The 20619-nt window shown below is 66.6% G+C and carries 21 protein-coding genes; 8 read left to right on the forward strand and 13 right to left on the reverse strand.

Going from position 1 to position 20619, the window contains the following annotated elements; translation table 11 throughout:
- Nucleotides 1–103 precede the first annotated feature (103 nt).
- Both OG804_RS01020 and OG804_RS01025 read left to right on the forward strand, forming a co-directional pair.
- On the forward strand, nucleotides 104–736 hold the full coding sequence (locus tag OG804_RS01020) for a DUF5753 domain-containing protein (RefSeq protein ID WP_328392878.1): 633 nt from the start codon (nucleotides 104–106) through the stop codon (nucleotides 734–736).
- Between the two features lie 56 nt (nucleotides 737–792).
- Entirely contained in the window at nucleotides 793–999 is a 207-nt protein-coding gene (locus OG804_RS01025) for a hypothetical protein (RefSeq protein WP_442941842.1), read from the forward strand.
- Between the two features lie 11 nt (nucleotides 1000–1010).
- On the opposite strand, the gene OG804_RS01030 is transcribed toward OG804_RS01025, so the two are convergent.
- Entirely contained in the window at nucleotides 1011–1949 is a 939-nt protein-coding gene (locus OG804_RS01030) for an alpha/beta fold hydrolase (RefSeq protein ID WP_328392882.1), read from the reverse strand.
- 124 nt (nucleotides 1950–2073) lie between these two features.
- Between OG804_RS01030 and OG804_RS01035 the strand changes: the two genes are divergently transcribed.
- Nucleotides 2074–2679 (forward strand): TetR/AcrR family transcriptional regulator, encoded by a 606-nt coding sequence (locus OG804_RS01035; protein ID WP_328392884.1) that lies wholly within the window; start codon nucleotides 2074–2076, stop codon nucleotides 2677–2679.
- Nucleotides 2680–2737: 58 nt separating this feature from the next.
- Here the strand turns inward: OG804_RS01035 and OG804_RS32210 are convergent, their stop codons facing one another.
- A complete protein-coding gene (locus tag OG804_RS32210) occupies nucleotides 2738–3037 on the reverse strand; it encodes a putative quinol monooxygenase (RefSeq protein ID WP_442941843.1) in 300 nt (99 codons plus the stop codon).
- A 90-nt stretch (nucleotides 3038–3127) separates the two neighbouring features.
- Here OG804_RS32210 and OG804_RS01045 point away from each other — a divergent pair, with 90 nt between their 5' ends.
- Nucleotides 3128–3361, forward strand: coding sequence for a hypothetical protein (locus OG804_RS01045; protein WP_328392886.1), 234 nt, complete (start codon nucleotides 3128–3130; stop codon nucleotides 3359–3361).
- 129 nt (nucleotides 3362–3490) lie between these two features.
- On the opposite strand, the gene OG804_RS01050 is transcribed toward OG804_RS01045, so the two are convergent.
- Nucleotides 3491–3748, reverse strand: a complete 258-nt coding sequence (locus tag OG804_RS01050; RefSeq protein WP_328392888.1) for a hypothetical protein — start codon at nucleotides 3746–3748, stop codon at nucleotides 3491–3493.
- Between the two features lie 218 nt (nucleotides 3749–3966).
- Here OG804_RS01050 and OG804_RS01055 point away from each other — a divergent pair, with 218 nt between their 5' ends.
- Complete coding sequence (locus OG804_RS01055) at nucleotides 3967–4404, forward strand: TIGR03667 family PPOX class F420-dependent oxidoreductase (RefSeq protein ID WP_328392890.1); 438 nt, start codon at nucleotides 3967–3969, stop codon at nucleotides 4402–4404.
- Nucleotides 4405–4667: 263 nt separating this feature from the next.
- On the opposite strand, the gene OG804_RS01060 is transcribed toward OG804_RS01055, so the two are convergent.
- From OG804_RS01060 to OG804_RS01085, 6 genes are all read right to left on the reverse strand, one after another.
- Nucleotides 4668–5462, reverse strand: a complete 795-nt coding sequence (locus OG804_RS01060) for a DUF5984 family protein (protein ID WP_328392892.1) — start codon at nucleotides 5460–5462, stop codon at nucleotides 4668–4670.
- Nucleotides 5463–5592: 130 nt separating this feature from the next.
- Complete coding sequence (locus OG804_RS01065; RefSeq protein WP_328392894.1) at nucleotides 5593–6333, reverse strand: MerR family DNA-binding transcriptional regulator; 741 nt, start codon at nucleotides 6331–6333, stop codon at nucleotides 5593–5595.
- Nucleotides 6334–6611: 278 nt separating this feature from the next.
- A complete protein-coding gene (locus OG804_RS01070; RefSeq protein WP_328392896.1) occupies nucleotides 6612–7871 on the reverse strand; it encodes an amidohydrolase family protein in 1260 nt (419 codons plus the stop codon).
- 361 nt (nucleotides 7872–8232) lie between these two features.
- Nucleotides 8233–9660, reverse strand: coding sequence for a FadD3 family acyl-CoA ligase (locus tag OG804_RS01075; protein ID WP_328392898.1), 1428 nt, complete (start codon nucleotides 9658–9660; stop codon nucleotides 8233–8235).
- 255 nt (nucleotides 9661–9915) lie between these two features.
- On the reverse strand, nucleotides 9916–11112 hold the full coding sequence (locus tag OG804_RS01080; protein WP_328392900.1) for an amidohydrolase family protein: 1197 nt from the start codon (nucleotides 11110–11112) through the stop codon (nucleotides 9916–9918).
- Nucleotides 11113–11147: 35 nt separating this feature from the next.
- Nucleotides 11148–12710: an AMP-binding protein gene (locus OG804_RS01085; protein WP_328392902.1), complete on the reverse strand. Its 1563-nt coding sequence runs from the start codon at nucleotides 12708–12710 to the stop codon at nucleotides 11148–11150.
- Between the two features lie 42 nt (nucleotides 12711–12752).
- On the opposite strand from OG804_RS01085, the gene OG804_RS01090 reads away from it, so the two are divergent.
- Complete coding sequence (locus OG804_RS01090; protein WP_442941713.1) at nucleotides 12753–13517, forward strand: enoyl-CoA hydratase/isomerase family protein; 765 nt, start codon at nucleotides 12753–12755, stop codon at nucleotides 13515–13517.
- A 16-nt stretch (nucleotides 13518–13533) separates the two neighbouring features.
- Here the strand turns inward: OG804_RS01090 and OG804_RS01095 are convergent, their stop codons facing one another.
- On the reverse strand, nucleotides 13534–14118 hold the full coding sequence (locus OG804_RS01095) for a TetR/AcrR family transcriptional regulator (protein ID WP_328392906.1): 585 nt from the start codon (nucleotides 14116–14118) through the stop codon (nucleotides 13534–13536).
- A gap of 360 nt (nucleotides 14119–14478) precedes the next feature.
- Between OG804_RS01095 and OG804_RS01100 the strand changes: the two genes are divergently transcribed.
- Both OG804_RS01100 and OG804_RS01105 read left to right on the forward strand, forming a co-directional pair.
- Entirely contained in the window at nucleotides 14479–15747 is a 1269-nt protein-coding gene (locus OG804_RS01100; protein ID WP_328392908.1) for a cytochrome P450, read from the forward strand.
- Between the two features lie 61 nt (nucleotides 15748–15808).
- The gene (locus tag OG804_RS01105; protein ID WP_328392910.1) at nucleotides 15809–16645 is read left to right on the forward strand and encodes a mycofactocin-coupled SDR family oxidoreductase; all 837 of its coding nucleotides are present in this window, start codon (nucleotides 15809–15811) and stop codon (nucleotides 16643–16645) included.
- 135 nt (nucleotides 16646–16780) lie between these two features.
- Here the strand turns inward: OG804_RS01105 and OG804_RS01110 are convergent, their stop codons facing one another.
- From OG804_RS01110 to OG804_RS01120, 3 genes are all read right to left on the reverse strand, one after another.
- Nucleotides 16781–17995 (reverse strand): cation:proton antiporter, encoded by a 1215-nt coding sequence (locus tag OG804_RS01110; RefSeq protein WP_328392912.1) that lies wholly within the window; start codon nucleotides 17993–17995, stop codon nucleotides 16781–16783.
- A 460-nt stretch (nucleotides 17996–18455) separates the two neighbouring features.
- Nucleotides 18456–18956, reverse strand: coding sequence for a phenolic acid decarboxylase (locus tag OG804_RS01115; RefSeq protein WP_328392914.1), 501 nt, complete (start codon nucleotides 18954–18956; stop codon nucleotides 18456–18458).
- A 306-nt stretch (nucleotides 18957–19262) separates the two neighbouring features.
- Nucleotides 19263–20519: a cytochrome P450 gene (locus OG804_RS01120; protein ID WP_328398187.1), complete on the reverse strand. Its 1257-nt coding sequence runs from the start codon at nucleotides 20517–20519 to the stop codon at nucleotides 19263–19265.
- Between the last annotated feature and the right edge of the window lie 100 nt (nucleotides 20520–20619).

The raw sequence follows: 20619 nt of genomic DNA on the forward strand, positions 1-20619 counted from the left end.
ACCGGCCACGTCCGGTGGAAAAACATTGGTGGAAGACGAGTTTCGGATCGGCGCGACTCGCGAACCTCGGCGCAGACCTGATTCCGCACGCTATATTTCGGTTGTGACCATCGACCCCACCCCGGACGGCGCCGGACCACGATGGCAGCAGTGGCGGCATCTGACCGCCGCAGGTATCGCACCGATACAGCGCGGCCTGATCGAAGCCGAGGGGCGTGCCCGGACGATCCGCAACTATCAGGATCAGATCGTTCCCGGGCTCTTGCAGACCGAACCGTACGCTCGCGCGATTCTGAACACCTGCATCGAATTCACCGGTTCGTTGGACGATATCGATGACGCGGTCGCCGCGCGGATGGCGCGGCAGCAGGTCCTGCGCAGTGAAGACCACCGGTTCGGCGTGCTGCTGGCCGAACAGGTGCTGTACACCGGTGTCGGGAGCGCCGAGGTGATGCGAGGGCAGTTGGAATACCTGCTCGACGTCATGGATCTGCCTCGGCAGGAGCTGGGCATTGTTCCGCAGGACGCCGGCTTCGTCTACACGACTACCGGTTTCGTCATCATGGACGAGCGCACAGTCGAGGTCGAAACGATATCGGCGAACCTCACCGTTACCCGGCCGAGCGAGCTCGAGTGCTACGAGAAAGTGTGGCGGAGGCTGAGCGAGCGAGCGGTTCTCGGGGACGAGGCGCGAGCGCTGATCGACAGGGCTTTGGTTCGGCTGCGCCCGATGTGACTGTTGCGCAGCTCGGCGACCGGTGATCTGGCGACACCGTACGAGGCCGGGGCAGACTGGCCGACGCCCTCGGTCGCAGCCTGGTGACCGTCGACGCTGCTGGTCGCGGCACGGTTCTGATCGGTAAGACCTGTGTCGACGGCATCGTCGTCGGCTATATGATCACCCTGCACAGCCCGCCCGATGGTGTGCGGGAAGAGCGGCGCAGCGCCGACTCGGCGTCGGAGTTCGGACCCGGCGTTGCAGTGGGTCGGAAGTGCTGAAGTCGGCGGCATCAGTCTTTCTCGTCGCCGGTGATGAATTCCGTGATCGCCGCGGCCGTGGTGTCCGGTCGCTCGAAATGCGGCAGGTGTCCGACCCCGTCGAGGAATCGGACGTCGGCGCGGGAGAACACGTCGGTGACCAGTTCGCGGCTCGGCACCGGAGTGATCCGGTCGTCGGTTCCCCACAGGATCTGCAGCGGAATACCCCGGGTGTCGAGGTATCGGTACAGGTATTCGGCGCTGTGGATCGGCACGTTGCGCAGCGCCGACAGCAGCGCCCGTTTGAACCCCCGGTACCGGAGTTCGGGCCGGAATCGTGTCGCGACCCGCGCGACGACGGAGGCGTCCGCGGAATATCCCGGAATACGTGCGATCAGGGCCCGATCCCCGACGATCTTGAAGAACGGCTGACCGACCACCGGGAGCATGGCGGCCTTCAGACCGGGGCTGATCGGAACGCCGAAACCGTCCGGGGCGATCATGCACACCCGTGCGACGCGGCGCGGATTGCGCACGGCGAATTCGGCGGCGATCGGACCGCCGAACGCCAGCGCGACGATCGTGATCGGGCGGTCGATGCCGAGCTGGTCGAGCAGTTCGAGGATCTGGGTCTCGAACAGGTCGTAGTCGTAGTCGACATCCGGTCGGTCGCTGAACCCGATTCCGTATCGGTCGTAGCGGATCGCCCGGGCGCCGGCGGCCGCGATGCGTTCGAACAGGCCGTCCCAGATCCACTGCGACAAAGTCGCGCCCGGAATGAACAGGACCGGTTCCCCTGCCGTGGGGCCGGTGACTTCGTAGTGGGTGATGCCGTGACTCAAACGCGTGAACGATCCGGGTTCGTCCTGCCGGGCCGCCGGCCCCATCGGCACAGGTTCGTCGCGCAGATACCGCACCAGCGGCAGGGCCACACCCGCGCCGAGTAGAACGGTTCGGATACCGAAGCCCATCGAGGCGTCTCCTTCGTTGTGGCCGGCACATCGGCGGGCCGTCCGGCGCGGCGCGCAACCGCCACAATTCCTTGCACAATCGTTCAACAAACTAGAGCGCTAAGCTAGCACGACTGTTCAAGGAATGGAAAGGGGTGCGGTGATGGCACGGCCGGTGGATCACGAACGACGGGCCCGGCTCCTCGAGGCCGCGGGCGACTATGTCATCGAGAACGGCCTGTCCGATCTGTCGCTGCGACCGTTGGCCCGTGAACTCGGCGTCACCACCACCACCCTGGTGCATCACTTCGGCAGTCGGGACCAACTCCTCACCGCGATCATCGGCCAGGTCCGCGACCGGATGCGGCAGGCTGTCGATCTCCGGTCCGCGCGCGACGCGGATCCGCGCGCCCTCATCACCCGAGCATGGAAGTGGCTGTCCGACCCACAGCACGCGCCCCTGTACCGGCTGCTGTTCGAAATCTACGGAAACGCCCTCCAGCAGCCCGCGACCTACCAGCCCTTCCTCGCGCACATCGTCGACGACTGGCTGGACATCCTGACCGTCGCATTCGAAGCCGACGGCGACGACCACGAGACCGCGACCGCCAAGGCCACCCTGGCCGTCGCCGCCGCCCGCGGCCTGCTGCTCGATCTGCTCACCACCGGCGAAACCGGCCGCGTCACCGCGGCATTCGATATCTACATGACCGCACTCGGCGGGAACCGGGGCGCGGAGGCGAACGGTTGATCGACCGGATCGACGCTCCGGGGTCTGCCCGGGCGCTCTGATATTTGCGAAACAATTTCTACGACAACAGTATTGCGGCGTCAACCGGAGTGGGTCTTGCTTTTACCTCGGGTCGAGGCACGGTCCGGGCCGCCTTGTTGCGGAAGGTCTCGACGGCTTCTTGCGACTCCCAGCGCTCGAAGATGTTGATCCGGCCGGGGTCGATCAGGTCGGCGGAGATGGCGATGTCGAGGCAACCGGCCGCCCGGCGACCCTGCTCGACGTTCATCGGTGGCCCACTCGGCCGCCCGGTGACAGCCGGGCAAGCGTCGGCCCGGCCCGCAGCTGAGCACGGGCAGATCAACGGACCGTAAGGGATGCGCCGGGCCGCCTCCGAGGCCTGTCCAGGCCCAAATCGCTGTGTTTGGCTGGTGTTCGCACCGACTCGATTCTTGGAGGCGAACACCTTTTGCGAAAAATATCCATGACGCTGAGCGCGGCCGTGATGATGACCCTTGCGTCGCTGGCGTTCGGGGCGGGAACGGCCTCGGCGGATCATTACGTCGGCCGATTCTCGTCGCAGTCCGCCTGCGTCAACGAAGGCAAGCGGCTGGTGAACATCCAGAGCGCGGCCTACACGAGATACCGCTGCCAGCACAAGGGCGGCTGGCAGCTGTATCTCTTCAATCTGGCGCCACGTTGAGAGATGACGCCACGGTGACAGTGTCCGGCCGTCGGTCGGGACTCCGCACCGGTTCCGAGGTATGAGCTCCTCTTCGTGTACCGGCACGGCCGCGGCGAACATCGCGCGCGGTCGTGCCCCCGGATTTTGTCAGCTGCTTTCGCAGCCGATCCCGTTGCCGTCCCGGTCGAGGTCGTATTCGTCGGGGCCGATCACCCGGACTCGCCCGGTGTAGGCCGGTCCGTTACCGCTGCCTCCTTCGCAATCGACGTCACTGGTGATAGGAACGCAGGGGTCGTAGGAGGCGTGACATCCGCCCGACTGTGCTGAGGCTGTCTGCGTGGCCCCGACCAGGCCGAACGACGCGGCGGCGAGAGCGGTGGCGCCGAGGACGGCGAGTGTTCTCATGAAAGACTTCCTTCGGGGAGATTCAGGGAGATCGACGAACGGCAGAAAGTCTCGCACGGTGGAAGGCGCCATCGAACGCTTTTACCGGAAAATAGACCTTTAAAATAATGCGCTACTCATCGAGTGCCGGCCGCAGGGCTCCGGACCCCGGGAATCGACCCGGCGGGCGGGGTGTTGTTCCGTGCACATCCCGCCCGAAACGTCTCGGAGGCCGCCCCATGACGACACCCAGCGTGAACGGATTGATCGACACCACAACGGAATTCGGCGCCCACATCGCCGAGCGCCTGGAACGCGAACAGATCGTGTGGCTGAGCACCGTCGGCCCCAGCGGTACCCCGCAGCCGAACCCGGTGTGGTTCCACTGGCACGACGGGGCCTTTCTCGTCTTCAGCCAGCCCGACCGGCCGAAGCTCCGCAATATCGCGCGCAACCCGCGGGTGGCGCTCCACTTCGACAGCAACGGGGCCGGGGGAGACATCGTGGTCTTCGGCGGCGCCGCTCGGATCGAAATGAGCGTCGGCCCGGACGAGGTCACGGCCTATCTCGACAAGTACGAGGAGGGGCTGGCGGGGCTGTCCATGACCGGCGATCAGTTCCGCGCCGAATATTCGGTACCCATCCGGGTCGTCCCCGACCGAGTGCGCGGGTTCTGACCAGGGGCTCCGCTCCCGCAAACCCCCGCGGGGTTCAGAATTCCAGATCCGACCAGGGGATCCGGATGTCCTCCCAGGTCATGTACTCCGGGAGGTCGGGGTGGTGAGCCGGAGGGGTGGACATGGCCCAATAGTAGACCCGATATTCGCAGCTCATCGAGCCATTCGTATCGCTTCGACCACGGTGGTCCCGCCCGCGCAAACCATACTGCTCGCAGCCCCGGGGGCGCTCGGGGGCCGCGGGCGATGGCATGGCCGACAGTTCAGGATCGGTCCGCGGGCCGCACCCGATGCGGCGCCAGGGTCGGGATTCCGGCGCGCACCGCATTCCAGTCGGTGTCCACCTGCCGCGCCAGCGCGCGGGGCAGCCAGGTCCGTCGCTGCGCCTGCTCCCGGACCAGACCGGGAATATCGAGTTCGATTCCCGCGGGCGCGCCGGTCGCGGTCAGCCGGTCCACTCGCTGCTGCATGGACTCGAACAGTCGATTGTCGAAATCGGTCACGGCGGCGATGAATTCATCCGTGGCGACCGATGCACGGCCCGACAGGGGTGCGGTGAACGCGATTTCACCGTCGGGATCAGGGGTGAACTGCCAAGCCACGGTGACAGTGTCCGCGGTATCGACGGTGCGCCACCATCGCAGAAAGGGACCGAAACGCAGATACCCGGTGTCGACGCACCGCTGCGCGCAGGCGTCGCAGGCCGCGTCGATCGAGGTGTCGTTCAGGATCTCGGGATCGTCTGTGTCGGCCCATTCCGCGGCTCCGGCGGCCACGAAGTCCACCAGATCGTCGGGTACGGGTTCGAGGATGTGCGGCAGCGCATCCAGCATGTCCTCCCATAGCCGCACGACGTAGTAGTCCACCCACGGTGCCTTCGTCCGACGGCCTTCGAGGGGGCGCGCGGCAATGGTCTGTTCGGCGTATCGCATCAACTCGGTTCCGCCCACCTCGAGGCAGTACCGGCCTTCGGTGAGCCCGAACCAGTGCAGCCTTCGATCGGGACCCCACGGGCCGACCTCTTCGACCGGCGCCAACTCGAACCGGAATCGCATCATGCGTCGATGCAACCGCATGGCCGAACATGCTGTCGACCGATATTCCGGCCGCGCCGCACCCGGACGACCCGGTCTACCCAGGGCTCGGTCTGTTCGGCGATCTCCCAGGGCAGCGGCTCGAATTCTGCCCCTACTCGTCATCACTGGTCCGGAGCGGGCCGTCGGGGTGATCACGCAGGTAATGTCCGAGCCGACCGGCCGCCTCGAGCATGGCGACTCCCCGCGCGGTGAGTTTTCGACGCCATTCGTCGAGGGCGGCGGTCACCGCGCCGGCGCCGCCGGCCGTCCGGATCTGTTCGACCACGGCGGCGATGCGTGGCAGGTCGTAGCCCCCGCGCCTCAGGAGGTGGGTCAGTTCGGCGTCGCGTACATCGGGTGTGTGGTAAACGCGATACCCGGTGGCCGGGTCGCGGGCGGGGGCGAGGATGCCCGCGGCTTCCCAGGCGCGCAGGGTGGCGGGGGTGACACGGAGGTGGCGCGCGAGTTCGCCGACGGTGCGAATTGTGCGTCCGGGGGAGCGGTCCGCGACGATATCTGCTGCGGGGGTGAGGTGGTCGATCGCCTTGCGGACCGCGTCCAGCGTTTCGCGGTCGCGGAGCAGTTGACAATGGCCGCGGTCGATGATTTCCAGGGCGCGGTCGAGGTCGCCCCGGTGGAGCTCGGTCATGATCCGGCCGGCGAGCGCGTGGCCGTAGGCCGCGACCAGGGCGCGGAAGGCGCGCAGTGCTGCCGCGTGCACCGGGGTGTAGACCCGGTAACCGCCGGCCGTACGTTCGGCCGCCGGGATGAATCCGTTCTGCTCGTAGTTTCGGACGGCCTGCGCCGACAGGCCGTGTTCGCGGGCCAGATCGGATGGTCTCAGTGTGCTCACCGATTCGAGGCTCTACCGTCCGTCGTGCCGGGGCAAGCGGGTCGCGGCCGCCGGTGTAGGACTCACCCGCGTTGCCCGGCGCGGCGACCGCGGGAACGCGATGCGCGCGTAGAAGTTCCGGGGCGTCGACCTCGTCTCGTCGTCACCGTGCCGTTCCGAAACCGAGCGGCCGCCGGTGCCCACACTGTCGACCGCCTCCTGGATTCGAGGAATCCAGGAGGCGGTGTACCGGCAGTCGCGGCAGGGCTCATGAGGGAACGCCCGCCGCACTCCGCGGATCAGCTCGCGTGCTTGGCCGCGTATCGGTCGGCGTACTGCTGGCGAGTAGTGGTGGACAGGTCGACATCGGCGCCCCTGGCGCGCAGCGCGCCGACCGTCGCCTCTTCCCGGGGGATATGGGCGAACGGTTCCCAGTTCAGGTGCCGACAGGCGTTCTGCCAGGTGATCTTGTCGATATCGGAGTCGTCGGCACCCGCGGCCTCGAGTTCGTTCAGTACGAACTCGGGGGCGCCCGGCCACAGTGAATCCGAATGCGGGTAGTCGCATTCCCAGGCGATGTTGTCGATACCGATGTCGTGCCGCAGCTTCAGCGACGTCGGGTCTGTGACGTAGCAGGCCATGACGTGCTCCCGGAACACTTCGCTGGGCATCTTGCCGCCGAAGTCGCGGCGCAGCCAGCGCTGGTTGGTGTAGTGCCGGTCCGAGCGGTCCAGGAAGAACGGGATCCAGCCGACGCCGCCCTCGGACAGAGCCACCTTCAGCTTGGGGTAGCTGCGGAACGCCGGCCCCCAGAGCAGGTCCTGGGTTGCGATCAGGGAGATGCTGGGGGCGAGCACCATGAGGTTGTCGATCGGTGCGTTCGGCGCCAGCTTGAGGACACCGAAGCCCTGCCCGATGTGCAGGTTCATGACGGTGTCGTTATCGCAGAGCGCCTGGAACACCGGGCCCCAGTAGTCGATATCGTGGTAGCTGGGCAGGCCGTCGATATGCGGTAGCTCCGGCATGGTCACCGAATGGCAGCCCTTGGCGGCGACGCGCTCGATCTCGGCGACCGCGAGTTTCGGGTCCCACATCGGCAGGATCGCCAGCGGGATGAACCGGCCCGGGTAGGCGCCCGCCCACTCCTCGATATGCCAGTCGTTGTAGGCGGAGATCATCGCGACGGTGATCTCGTCCATACCGCCGCGGCTCAGATGCCCGGCACTGAAGCCGGTGAAGGTGGGGAAGCACATGGAGGCGAAGACGCCGTTGGCGTCCATATCGCGTACCCGGTCGTGGATGTCGTAGACGGCGGGCCGCATTTCCGCGTAGCCGGCGGGGTCGTATCCCCATTCCTCGGGGGGCCAGGAGACGACCGCGTTGAGGCCGGTGACACCGGTCGGCCGGTCCCGGTATATCCAGCGATCGATACCCGTGTCGTCGAGGACGACCTTGGGCACGTACTCGGCGTATTTCTTCGGCACGTGATTGTCGAACATATTGCGTGGTTCGACCACATGGTCGTCGATGCTCACCAGAATCATGTCGTCGATATTCACCGGACTCCTCGCTGTTCGTGCTCGACGCCGGGCGCACCCGGACGGAGATCGAAGATCTCATAAAATGAGAATTAGACTCTCGATTGTGTTCGACGATACACCCGGCGGGGTCCTCGGGTCGAGATGATCCGAGTCCGGATCGCGCCGGAAGGCGCGGAGCCCGGGGTCGGGGGCGAGTGCGTAGTCGCCGCCGCCCGGCGCGGGCCGACTCCGGCGTTCGAAATATCGGGTGACCGTGTGGGCTCGGGCGCTGAACTGTTGCGGATCTTCGCCGAACGGGCCGCCCTCGTCGCCTCGCCGCGTCTCTGCTGCTGCGGCGATGCGCAGGCCCGCTCGGTACCGAGCCGCACCGGTCGCGCGATCAGCGCAGCTGATCCTTCATCACTTTCCCGGTGGCGTTGAGCGGCAGCCGGTCCAGGAACACCACCGACCGTGGCACCTTGTACCCGGCCATCCGCTCCTTGCTCCACGAGATGAGCTCGGCCTCGCCGACCTCGCCGCGCGCGACCACGAACGCCTTGCCGACCTGGCCGAGCCGTTCGTCGGGTACGCCGATCACCGCCGCCTGGGCGACCGCCGGATGCTCCAGCAGGAACCCTTCGATCTCGGCGGGATAGGCGTTGAATCCGCCGACGATGTACATATCTTTCTTCCGTCCGATCACCTGGAGCCGTCCGCCGTCGTCCAGGCTGCCCAGATCGCCGGTGTGCAGCCAGCCTTCGGCATCGACCGCGGCGGCGGTGCCCTCCGGATCGTCGAGGTAGCCCTGCATCACGCTGTAACCGCGGATGAGGACTTCGCTGTCCGCGGCGATACGCAGCTCGATTCCATCGCAGGCGCGGCCGGCGGTCGTCGCGATCTGCTCGAACGTATCCCCGGGACGCGAGGCGGTGGCCGTGCCGGCTTCGGTGAGCCCATAGCCGGTCATGATCGACTGGAAGGGCAGTTCCTCGCGGATCCGCCGGATCAGGTCGACCGGGATATCGGCCGCACCGGTGACCGCCGCGCGCAGTGACGAGATATCGCGCGCCCCACGATATTCCAACAGGGAGTGGTACAGCGTCGGCGGTCCCGGCAGCATGGTGACCCGCTCGGCCTCCACCAGCTCGAGGACCTTCTCGACATCGAAGACCGGCACCGGCAGCATCGTCGCGCCGCGGATCAGCGACGAGACGATCCCCGCCTTCAATCCGAAGGTGTGGAAGAACGGGTTGACGAGCAGATACCTGTCGCCTTCCCGGAGATCGGCCAGATCGCACCATTCCGCGTAGAGCCGCAAGGTCTGCAGATGGTTCATCATCACGCCCTTGGGGCGGCCGGTGGTGCCCGAGGTGTAGATGATGTCGGCGATATCGGTGCCCTCGACCTCACGTTCGAAAGGTGCGCCGCTGGACAGGAAATCGGACTTCAGGTCGTAGACCGGCACCCCGGGCGGCGCCGGATACTCGCCGCCCAGGAACCCCTTCTGCACCAGCAGCGCCTTGGCGCCGCTGCGGCGGATGACATCGGCCGCCTCCTCCGCCTTGAACCGGGTGTTGACCGGGACCAGCGTGCCGCCCGCGGTCAACAGGCCGAGCGCGGCGATGATCCACTCCGCGGAGTTCGGCGCCCAGACGGCCGCTCGATCACCTTTGCCGATCCCGGCCTCCGCGAACGAGCCCGCGGCTCGGCGGATCCGGTCCCCGAGCTCGGTATAGCTCACGCGCAGGTCCCCGTCCACGACCGCTTCGGCTTCGCCGAAGCGGTCGGCGGCGGACAGAGCCACCTGCGGGATGGTCCGGAAGGTCATGCAGTCTCCATGGGCCGGAACGAGCCCGGCGATCCGTCCACGCCGGGATAGCGGTGGCCGCAGCGAAGGCGAAGGTATCGCACTCCCGCCTCCGGGCCTGATCCGCTCATGCTGTGTCGATCGGGTATGAGCGGGGCCCTGCGTGGTTACGCTCCGCTCCCGTCTCCGGGCCTGATCCGCTCATACTGTGTCCATCGGGGTATGAGCGGGGCCCTGCGTGGTTACGCTCCGCTCCCGCCTCCGGGCCTGATCCGCTCATACCCCGAGCAGGCGTGCGAGGTTGCCGCCCATGATCTTGGCCTGGTTCTCCGGCGGCATGTCCTTGATCTCGTGGATATAGCGCGCCGGCTCGGCCAGGCCTTCCGGATGCGGCCAGTCGGAACCGAACAGCACGTGATCGACGCCCATCACGTCCGACAGTCGCTGCAGATCCTCTTCCCAGAACGGGCTGACGTAGAGGCTCTGCTTGATGGCTACGACCGGGTCGCGGAAGCCGAAGCCCTCCGGCGCCTTCTTGAAGACGTCGGTCAGCTGTTGCAGCAGCGGCTCGAGCCAGGCGGAACCGTTCTCGATCACGGAGATCTTCAGGTCCGGGAAGCGGTTCAGCGCACCGTGGCACACCCACGACGCGACCGCGTCGGTCACCGGGCGCCACTGGTTGGTCATTGCGAAGGTGTTGGTCTTGAACGGCAGCATCTCCAGGGCGCTGCCCTCCCACTCGGCGTCGAAACGCGAGTAGCCGCTGTCCGAGGAGTGCATGGTGACCAGCACGTCGAGCTCGACGACCCGCTTCCAGAACGGATCGAACTCGGGCAGTGCGAACGACCGCATACCGCGCAGGCCGGGTACCGGGGCCGGGCGTATCAGGATCGCCTTGGCGCCGTGCTCGACAACGGCCCAGTTCAGCTCGTCGATGGCTTTCTCGACGATCGGCAGGGTGATCACCGGGACGGTGAAGATCCGGTCGGAGTGCACGAAACCGCCGTCCTGGCCCCAGTCCTCGAGCATCCACTGGTTCAGCGAGTGGATCACCGCGTGGATCAGATCGGGGTGGTGGCGCATCCGTTCCTCGACCAGGCTGGCCAGGGTCGGGAACATGAGCGCGCGCTGCAACTGGAGATCGTCCATGACCTTCAGCCGTGCTTCCGGATTGCGGAAGGCGTCGATCGCCTTCATCGATTTGCCGAAGATCTCGCGGCGGCTCTTGCCCTCGGGGTTGCCGTGCTTGAAGTACTGCTCCATCGCGCCGGGACGGGCCACGACGTCGAAGGTGGGGTTGGGGATGTACTCGCTGATCTGGCCGAGCACCGCGATCTTGGTGCGGCCGTTGATCTCGATGTACTGGATGGCCCCCTCGTACTCCTTGGGCAGGTGCCGGGTGAGGGCTTCTTTGGTCTCGTAGAGATGGTTGTCCGCATCGAAGAGCTGGTACGGCAGCTCGACTTCACTCATGGAATCCTCCTTGGCTATTTATGAGAATCGTATTCTCATTTCAGGTCGGTCGCAACGGCCTCGGTACGCGCCGCGGCCAGATCGCGTCGGATGGCGAACTTCTGGATCTTTCCGCTGGGGGTTCGCGGGAAATCCGTGACGATGTGCAGTTCCTCGGGCCACTTCTGTTTGGCCAGTCCGGCCTGCTCGAAATGCCGGCGCAGCGAATCGATATCGGGTTCCGGATGTGCGGGCAGGCAGCGCACCACGGCGGCGGTGCGCTCGCCCAGGCGCGCGTCGGGTACGGCCACCGCCACGCCTTCGGCCACCCCCGGCAGGGTGAGCAGTACCTCCTCCACCTCGAGCGCGCTCACGTTCTCGCCGCCGCGGATGATGATGTCGGATTTGCGATCGGTGATCGTCAGATATCCGTCGGCGTCGAGCACGCCGATATCGCCGGTGTGATACCAGCCGTCGGCGTCGAAGGTGCGGGCGGTGAGATCGGGGTCGGTGTAGCCCAGGCACAGATCCGGTCCGCGGCTGATTATCTCGCCGTCCTCGTCCAGCCGGAACTCCACGCCGGGCAGCGCGTCGCCGTCGGTGAACATCCGTTTCGCGGCCGGCGCCGTCGCCGTCGACCCGGTGATCGAGGGATGCTCGGTGCTGCCGTAGGAGCGGAACACGGTGATCCCGAGGTCCTCGAGCCGGGTGCTGACCGCCGCCGGCACCGCCGCACCGCCGAGTCCGGCGTAACGCAGCTGTGCGAGGTGTGCCGGTTTGTAGCCGGGATGATCGAGCAGGCTCGTCATGAAATAGCTGACGCCGCCGCCGACGCAGATGTTCTCGGTCTCCATCAGCTCGAGCACCCATCCTGGATCCCACAGGTCGAGCAGATGGATCGGCGCTCCGTCGAGGACCGGGATCAGCAGGGCGTTGAGCATGCCGATGAAATGCCCGACCGGCGCGGAGGTGAGCTGATCGCCCCGGTCCGGCGGATACATGCCGGCCAGCTGCCGGACTTCGTACCCGAGGGTGTTGTGGCTGTGTACGACGCCCTTTGGTGCGCGAGTGGTGCCCGAGGTGAAGGCGATGCACGCGGGGCCGTCCGGATCGGTGGTCAGCACGCCGGTCATCGGCTCCGGGTCGAGCAGTTCGTCGAAGTCCTGGCCGACCACCCCCACCACCGGGACATTCGCGCACAGGCGCGGGTCGAATTCGTTGTGGCCGAACCGTTCACAGGTGACGAACACCTTCGGTGCGACGGAATCGAGGATGTAGCCGAGCTCTTTGCGTCCGTAGAAATGCGCGATCGGCACCACCGTGGTCCCCAGCAGGGCGGACGCCCAGTAGGTCGCCGCCGCCTCCATCCAGTTCGGCAACTGGAACGCGACGATATCGCCGGGCCCGACGCCGCGTCGGCGCAGCCCGGCGGCCAGGCGCCGCGCGATCTGCTCGACCTCGGCGAAGGTGCCGGAATAGGGACGCAACCGGGAGTGCACCGCGAAGGTCGCGGCGGGGGCCGCGGCGAGGCTGCGGGCGAGGAGTTCGCCGAGCGTCTCGTCGGCCCACCAGCCCGCTTCGCGATAGCGAAGGGCCAGTTCGGGGGGAACTTTGCGCATGACGAACTCCCGATCCGGCCGCCGGAAACCAGCGGAAAGTATATGGTTCTCTATGTAAGAGAATCATATTTCCGTCGAGGAGAACAAGTCGTGATCGAGCTCGAACTGGCGGACGGTCTGGCCGTCGTGACCATCAACCGGCCGCATGCTCGCAACGCCATCGCCCTGGACACGATGGACGAGCTGGACCAGGCGATCGAGGAGGCCGCGGGCGCCCGGGCGCTCGTGATCACCGGTGCCGGGGATCGGGCGTTCGTCTCGGGTGGGGACCTCAAAGAACTGGCCGCGCTGCGCACCGTCGATCAGGCGGCCGCCATGGCGGAGAAGATGCGGGGCGTCTGCGACAGACTGGCCGGGTTCCCCGGTCCGGTCGTCGCCGCGTTGAACGGCCACGCGCTCGGTGGCGGCGCCGAGGTCGCGGTGGCCGCCGATATCCGGATCGCCGCGGACGATGTCAAGATCGGGTTCAATCAGGTGGCGCTGGCGATCATGCCGGCCTGGGGCGGCGCCGAGCGGCTGGCGCGGCTGGTCGGTCGCAGCCGGGCGTTGCTGCTGGCGGGGTCGGGGGAGATCCTGACCGCCCCCGACGCCGAACGCCTGGGTCTGGTGGATCGCGTGGTGCCGCGTGCCGAGTTCGCCGACTCGTGGCGGACCCTGGCGCGGGCGCTGGCCACGCCGTCGGCGGGCGCGATCAAACGCGTCGTCGACGGTGCGAGTCGGCATGAAGCCGTGGCGGCCTTCGCCGAACTCTGGGTGGCCGACGCGCACTGGGCGGCGGCCGATCGCGTGATGAACCGCGGGAAATGAGGCCGCGATGACCGGTCTACACGCCGTCCTCGAGGAAGCCGATCTCGCGTTCGGCGAACGCGAAGGTCTCGGCGTGCCCAGCGGTCATGCCGAGCGCTTGTTCCAGGACGACCATCCGGGCCGCGCTGGTCATCAGGACCGACAGCACATCGGCCGGGAACCGGCTCGTATCGACGCCGTAGCCGCTGAGCAGCAGGCCCAGCGCTTCGGTCTGCGCCTCCCGGAACTGTTCGGAGTAGCGGACCACCTCGGCCCGGATCGCGGGCCGGTGATTGGCCAGGCCGACGAACTCCATGGTGAACCGGGCCGCGGTGGTATCGGTGCTGAACGCCCACAGCGCGTGCAGCGGCCGGTCCGACTTCAGTACCTGCGCCAGTGTTTCCAGGCCCTGGTCGGCGCGGCGGCGGAACAGTTCGAGGAACAGATCGTCCATCGACCGGAAGTAGTAGTGCACCAATTGCGGTTTGAGGCCGGCGTGTTCGGCGATCCGCCGGGAGGTCACCGCGGCCCAGCCCTGTTCCATCATCAGCTGTTCGGCGGAATCCATCAGGACGCCGCGGTTCTTGGCATCGGGTGCGCCGAGCCGGCGGGGTGGTGACATGTCTCGCCCTCCTCTGGGATTTCCGGGTGGCCACCCCGGTCATGGGATCACCGGGGATCGTATCCCGCGAGCAGCGACTGTTGACGCCGTCCCTCCGACCATGCTAAGCATGTGCTCAGCATCACATCTGAGCGCGCGCTCAGCAATGGTCGTACCGGGTCGGCTCCGAGGTACGGCGGCGGCGCGGTACGAGATGCGTTCCGGGGCGAGGAGGCTGCTGTGAGCGATACCGAGCGACAACGCGCGTCCGGGGCGGCGGCCGCCGCCGGCGACAGTCCGAGCAGGCCGCGGTGTGCACACGCCGTATCAACCGGTGATCCACGGTTGGCAACGCAATTCTGTTGATATCAGGAGGTTCCCGTGACCGATTTCGATACGGTCGACTACTTCACCGACCCGGCGTTGGTGCCCGACCCGCATCCCTACTACGACCATCTGCGCGCCAAATGCCCGGTGACCCGGGAACCCAACTACGGCGTCTTCGCGGTCACCGGCTACGAGGAAGCCATCGATGTGCTGCGCGATTCGGACACCTTCTCCTCGTGCATCGCCGTCGGCGGCCCGTTCCCGCCGCTGCCGTTCACCCCCGAGGGCGACGACATCACCGCCCAGATCGCCGAACACCGCGAGCAGCTGCCGATGTTCGAGCACATGGTCACCATGGACCCACCCGATCACACGGCCGCTCGGTCGCTGCTCAACAAGCTCCTCGTTCCTTCACGGCTGAAGGAGAACGAGGAGTTCATGTGGAAACTGGCCGACAAACAGCTCGACGAGTTCATCGACAACGGCAAATGTGAATTCCTCGGCGCCTACGCCAAAGTGTTCACCCTGCTGGTGATCGCCGACCTGCTCGGCGTACCCGAGGAATATCACGAGGAACTGCGCATCAACCTGGCCGGCGGCCCGACCGTGGGATCGATCGATCAGGAGATCGTGCCCACCAATCCGCTGGAATGGCTGGACAACTTGTTCGGCAGCCTCATCTCCGACCGTCGGAGCAACCCCCGCGACGATGTGCTGACCTCGCTGGCGCAGGCCAAGTACCCGGACGGGTCGACCCCCGAGGTCATCGATGTCGTGCGTACCGCGACCTTCCTGTTCGGCGCCGGCCAGGAGACCACCGCCAAACTGCTCGGTAGCGCCATGCAGTTCCTGGTCGTCCGGCCGGACCTGCAGGACGCGCTGCGGGCCGACCGCAGCCGCATCCCCGTGTTCATCGAGGAGACCCTGCGCATGCAGGCGCCGGTGAAGAGCGGTTTCCGGCTCGCCAAGAAGCCCGTGGAGATCGGGGACGTGCCGATCGCGGCCGGTGAGCTGGTGATGGTCTGCCCCGGCGCCGCCAACCGCGACCCTCGGCGATTCGAGAACCCGCACGAATTCGACCTCGACCGTCCGAACTTCCGCGAGCACATGGCCTTCGGCCGCGGTGTGCACACCTGCCCCGGCAGCCCGCTGGCGCGCGTCGAGGGCCGCGTCTCACTGGAACGGATCCTCGACCGGATGCTCGATATCCGCATCGATCCGGAGAAGCACGGGTCCGCGGACAATCCGGTGTTCGACTTCGAGCCGACCTTCATCCTGCGCGGTCTGACCGAGCTGAACATCACCTACACCCCCAAACGCTGAAACCCGCACTGCCACAGCATTCAGCAGGATTCCGACGCAGGCACGAAGAGAAGAGGTAATCATGACCGGACGGGTAGAAGGCAAGGTCGCCTTCATCACCGGCGCGGCGCGCGGCCAGGGCCGCAGCCACGCGGTGCGGTTGGCCGAAGAGGGCGCCGACATCATCGCCATCGATATCTGCAAGCCGATCGATACGGTCGAGATCCCGTTGGCGACACCCGACGATCTCGCCGAAACCGAGGAACTCGTCAAGGCCACCGGCCGCAAGATCATCACCGCCGAAGTCGACGTCCGTGACTCCGACGCGTTGAAGGCTTCTCTCGCCGAGTCGGTCGGCAAGCTCGGGCGGCTCGACATCATCGTCGCGAACGCCGGTATCGCCAGCGGCGGCGACACCCTCGCCGAGACCGACGAGCAGGTCTGGCAGGACATGATCGACGTCAACCTCAGCGGCGTATGGAAATCGGTGAAAGCCGGTGTCCCGCACATCCTCGAAGGCGGACGCGGAGGATCCATCGTGCTCACGAGCTCGGTGGGCGGCCTGAAGGCCTACCCGCAAACCGGGCACTACGTCTCCGCGAAACACGGTGTGGTCGGCCTGATGCGTGCCTTCGCGGTGGAGCTCGGCCAGCATTCGATCCGGGTCAACTCGGTGCACCCCACGCACGTGAGCACCGCGATGATCATGAACGAGAAGACTTTCGCCATGTTCCGCCCCGATCTGGAGAACCCGACCGCCGAGGACATGGCGCCGATCTGTCAGATGTTCCACACTCTGCCGGTGCCGTGGGTGGATCCGATCGATATCAGCAACGCCGTGCTGTACCTGTCCTCGGACGAGGCCCGCTATCTCACCGGCGTGACGTTGCCCGTGGACTGCGGCTCGCTGCTCAAGTAGCCGGGACGATCCGGGCGCGCCACCCCCGCACCGGGGTGGGGCGCCCGGTCGGCACGAAGTCCTGGGCGCCGGTGCACCGAGTGTCGGCCGAAGCGTCACGATGACACCCGTCCGAATCCCGATGCGCCGATGTCCTCACATCTGTGTGGCGGCGTGCGGGCCCATGACTTCGGCCTCCGGTGATGCGGGCCGCCGCACACCGAACCCGGTGAGCAGCGGGCCGGTCATCGCCGTGGTGATCAGGGCCATGAGCACCAGGACCGAGTACAGCTGGGTGTCGATGACGCCGATGCTGAGCCCGACGTTGAGGATGACGAGTTCGGTCAGGCCGCGCGTGTTCATCAGTGCCGCCAGCGCGCCGGCGGTGCGCCGGTCGAGCCGGCACAATCGCGCGGCCAGGTAGGTTCCGCCCATTTTTCCGGCGACGGCGGCGGCGACGATCACCAACGCCTCGACGATCGCGGCCCGGTCCAGACCGCTCAGATCGACCCGAAGTCCCGCGACCACGAAGAACGCGGGCAGGAACAGACTGCTGATCAGTTGTGCGCCGGGTTCGACCACCGGACGCTCCGAGCGGGGGAATACCACGCCGAAGAGGAAGGCGCCGAAGATCAGGTGCAAACCCATCCATTCGGTCACCGCCGCGGTGAGCATGGCCCCGGAGATCCCGGCCAGGATCATCTCGATCTCACTGTGCTTGCGGGCGGTGGCGCGAGCCAGCGCGGGACGCACCACCCACCAGAGCGCCGCCACCAGCGGGACCAGCAGCAGCAGCCGCCAGTGATCGTCGAACTCCGGCCGGGCGAGCGTGAACACCAGGGCCAGCGCACACCAGGCCAGGACATCGGCAAGCGCGGCGCTGGCCAGGCTGAGCTGGCCCAGGCGAGCGGTGAACAGGCCGCGGTCCTGCAGAATTCGCGCCAGCACCGGAAAAGCGGTGACCGCCAGCGCGCACCCGATGAAGAGAGTGAACCCGAGCTCGTTGCCGTCGTGGTGGCGCGCGAGTGGCCCCAGCGCGATGGCGCAGCCGAGCACGAACGGCGTGGTGAACGCGGACAGCGCCACCGCCACGATCGACCGGCCGCTTCCGCCCAACTGGGCCTGGTCGATCTCGAGCCCGGCCAGGAACATGAAGATCACGACGCCGATATTGGCCAGCGCGGTCAGTTGCGGGTTCACCTCGGCCGGGAAGATCGCCGAGGACAGCCCGGCGCCGAGAATGGTCGGGCCGGCCAGAATTCCGGCCGCGATCTCACCTATCACAGCGGGCTGGCCGAGTCGTCGGGCCAGCCCGCCCAGCAGGCGCGCGAGCACGATGATGAGGACGAGATCCAGTAGCAGAAAGATCATTTGATGACTTGACAACCCGGGCTCCGATCATCAGGCGCTTGTTAAGGCACCTGCCCTAACCTACGACTCTTCGGCACCGGCGCAACGTCGGAAAGTCCTGTGCCGCGACGAGTCACCGGTAACCGTAGCCTCTTTCGCATTCGGGGTCTGCTCGGCGAGCGTTCGGACGAGGCCGCTGGGCAGACCCCCGGCGCCCCCGGAACCTGGGTCACCTGGATCCGCACGGTGACTCCTCTTCCGCTGTCGAACAGACCGGTCGCCCCAGCTCGAGGTCGCCTGTGCGCGAGCCGACGGGGATAGGATGTGGCGCAACGCCTGAACATCGCCGCCGCTCGACCGCAGGTGGCGATCTCGTGGCAACCGTCCGGTCCGAAACAGCTGCCGATGCGCCCGCAGGGTGCATCGGCAGCTGTTGGAGATCGGCGCGGGGCCTAACGGCGCAAGCGTGGCCGCCGCCGGCTCAGATGCCGCGGTACTGCGCGGCCACCTTCTTCGCCTCCGCCCGCTCGGTGCCGAATCCTTTGCTCTTGTGCTCCGCGACCTTCTCGGGTTCGAGGACCTCGAAGTAGCCACGGTCGGAGTAGATATGGCGCGGCATATCGGGCCCGGCGGCCGCGAATTCCTGCATCTTGCCGAGGAAATCCAGATCCCAGTTCTTGCCCGCGCTCACGGCCATATCGCCGTCGTGCAGCCACTTCGGCACTGCGGCGAAGCGTTTCACGGTCTGGCTCTCCAGGAACCAGGTCAGGGTCACCACGGTGCCGGTCTCTTCGTACCAGCCGAGGAACTCCACCCCGGGCGCCAGCTGGCGGAAGGTGGGGTACTGGATGGCGTGACGTCCGGTGTGCGGGCCGCCGACCAGTTGGTATTCGATGAAATCGGGTCCGGTGAACCAAGGTTCGAAAACCCAGCCGTTGGGGAGGAAGAGGCGTAGATGAGTACCGACGATGGAGTTCAACATATGGCGGTCGGGGTGCGGTCGCCCTGGCGGGGCCGATCCCCTGCCCCCTTTCGAGCTCGCACTGCAAACAATAGATTCAAGATCATCATGACACAGGCTCGGTGTCGGCGAGCGCATGTCGAGCAACCCCTGAGGGGCCGTCCGCGGCATCCGGTCGGAGTCGTGTACAAGGCTGCCCGCCCGCTCATCGCGGTGGTCGCTAGGAGACTCCCGACGGGGCGGCGAACCAGGACAGGTGCGCGCTCCGAACCGAGCGCATGCGGCCGCGCCGACCCGAAACACGGGCCGGCGCAGCGGTTTCAGTGACTACGCGGGCACGATCATCGGCGGCACCGGGGCGAAGCCGACCGGCAGCGTCACCAGTCCCCGGGTGAACGGCCCCGGTCGCCAGAGCAGCTTGTCCGGGGGCTGCATCACTTCCATGTCGGGCAGCGCGTTGAGCACCTCGTCGATCGCGTACTGCGTGACGTGATAGGCCAGCGGCTTCGCCGGGCAGGCATGCGGCCCGATGCTCCACGCCAGATGCGACCGGTTGCCGCTGTGGGCTCCACCCGGTCCCTCGTGTATCGCGTCGCGGATCTCGGGGTCGTTGTTGCAGGCGGCGAGACTGATGACGACCGGCTGGTGCGCGGGCACCCATCCGTCATCGCCGAGCGAAGTCGGCTGGCGTGGGTAGGTGGTGCAGAAGTTCGCCATCGGCGGGTCGTTGAAGAGCACCTCGTCGATGGCGGTCATCGTGGCCAGGTTCCGGCCCGAGTTGTCCTTGTACCGCGGGTCGGTCAGCATCATCAGCAGGGTGTTGACGATGAGATTGCGTTGCAGCTCGAAACCGGCCCCGTAGAACGACATCAGCTGGGCCCAGACCTCGGTGTCGTCGAGTCCGGAGGAGTGCTGCACCAAGCGGGTCGTCGCGTCGTCGCCCGGCTTGTCCCGCTTGAGCTGGATCAGCTCCATCAGCGCCTGTTTGAGTTCCAGCATGCCCTCTTTCGCCAGGGCGCGGTCCTGGTCGAAGCGCTTCGTCATGCCGTCGGCGACCTTTTTCCCGATGTCCTCGGGGCATCCGCAGATGCGGTTGAGCACTTCCAGCACGAGTTTGAATGCGTAGTCGCCCATCAGGTCGGCTCGGCCGCGCTCGCAGAAGGTGTTGATCAGCGTGACGGCGATGTTCTCGATCATCGGCATGAGGCCGTTGACGTTGACGCCGTCGATACTGAAAGCGGAGGCGCCGCGATAGCGCGCGTGCTCGAGGCCGATGCTGTATCGAGCGGCGGGAAGATATCCCATCATCGCCAGGACGGGCGAGTCCTGGGGAACGGTTCCCTGCCATTCCCTCGGGTCCGAGGGGAAATGCTGGGGGTCGTTGAGAATTCTCACCGCGGTCTTGTGTCTGATCACCAGCATGGCCGGTACGCCGGGTGCGAGTTCGACGGGTACCAGGGACTGGCCCGTGGCCCGCATATGCTCGTACCAGCTGTGGGGGTTGGCGGCGAACTCCGGGGAGTAGAGCGGGTACCGGAATTCATCTTGGGGTGCGGGGCCCGGGTAGGTCGGGGACGACTGCATGGTCAAGATGTGGCTCCAGAGGTGTGAACAGGGCTGGAATCGCGATTATGGGTACAGCTTCGAATTGCATGATCAACACGGGCGGAAGAGGATCCCGGCC

It is taken from the genome of Nocardia sp. NBC_00416 (assembly GCF_036032445.1).
Taxonomy (GTDB): Bacteria; Actinomycetota; Actinomycetes; order Mycobacteriales; family Mycobacteriaceae; genus Nocardia.

What these genes read in the sequence shown, in the direction of transcription:
- OG804_RS01030 (WP_328392882.1), bottom strand. Translation starts at nt 1,949, where the DNA reads ATGGGCTTCGGTATCCGAACCGTTCTACTCGGCGCGGGTGTGGCCCTG.
- OG804_RS01035 (WP_328392884.1), top strand. Translation starts at nt 2,074, where the DNA reads ATGGAAAGGGGTGCGGTGATGGCACGGCCGGTGGATCACGAACGACGG.
- OG804_RS01050 (WP_328392888.1), bottom strand. Translation starts at nt 3,748, where the DNA reads ATGAGAACACTCGCCGTCCTCGGCGCCACCGCTCTCGCCGCCGCGTCG.
- OG804_RS01055 (WP_328392890.1), top strand. Translation starts at nt 3,967, where the DNA reads ATGACGACACCCAGCGTGAACGGATTGATCGACACCACAACGGAATTC.
- OG804_RS01060 (WP_328392892.1), bottom strand. Translation starts at nt 5,462, where the DNA reads ATGATGCGATTCCGGTTCGAGTTGGCGCCGGTCGAAGAGGTCGGCCCG.
- OG804_RS01075 (WP_328392898.1), bottom strand. Translation starts at nt 9,660, where the DNA reads ATGACCTTCCGGACCATCCCGCAGGTGGCTCTGTCCGCCGCCGACCGC.
- OG804_RS01080 (WP_328392900.1), bottom strand. Translation starts at nt 11,112, where the DNA reads ATGAGTGAAGTCGAGCTGCCGTACCAGCTCTTCGATGCGGACAACCAT.
- OG804_RS01085 (WP_328392902.1), bottom strand. Translation starts at nt 12,710, where the DNA reads ATGCGCAAAGTTCCCCCCGAACTGGCCCTTCGCTATCGCGAAGCGGGC.
- OG804_RS01090 (WP_442941713.1), top strand. Translation starts at nt 12,753, where the DNA reads ATGGTTCTCTATGTAAGAGAATCATATTTCCGTCGAGGAGAACAAGTC.
- OG804_RS01095 (WP_328392906.1), bottom strand. Translation starts at nt 14,118, where the DNA reads ATGTCACCACCCCGCCGGCTCGGCGCACCCGATGCCAAGAACCGCGGC.
- OG804_RS01105 (WP_328392910.1), top strand. Translation starts at nt 15,809, where the DNA reads ATGACCGGACGGGTAGAAGGCAAGGTCGCCTTCATCACCGGCGCGGCG.
- OG804_RS01110 (WP_328392912.1), bottom strand. Translation starts at nt 17,995, where the DNA reads ATGATCTTTCTGCTACTGGATCTCGTCCTCATCATCGTGCTCGCGCGC.
- OG804_RS01115 (WP_328392914.1), bottom strand. Translation starts at nt 18,956, where the DNA reads ATGTTGAACTCCATCGTCGGTACTCATCTACGCCTCTTCCTCCCCAAC.
- OG804_RS01120 (WP_328398187.1), bottom strand. Translation starts at nt 20,519, where the DNA reads ATGCAGTCGTCCCCGACCTACCCGGGCCCCGCACCCCAAGATGAATTC.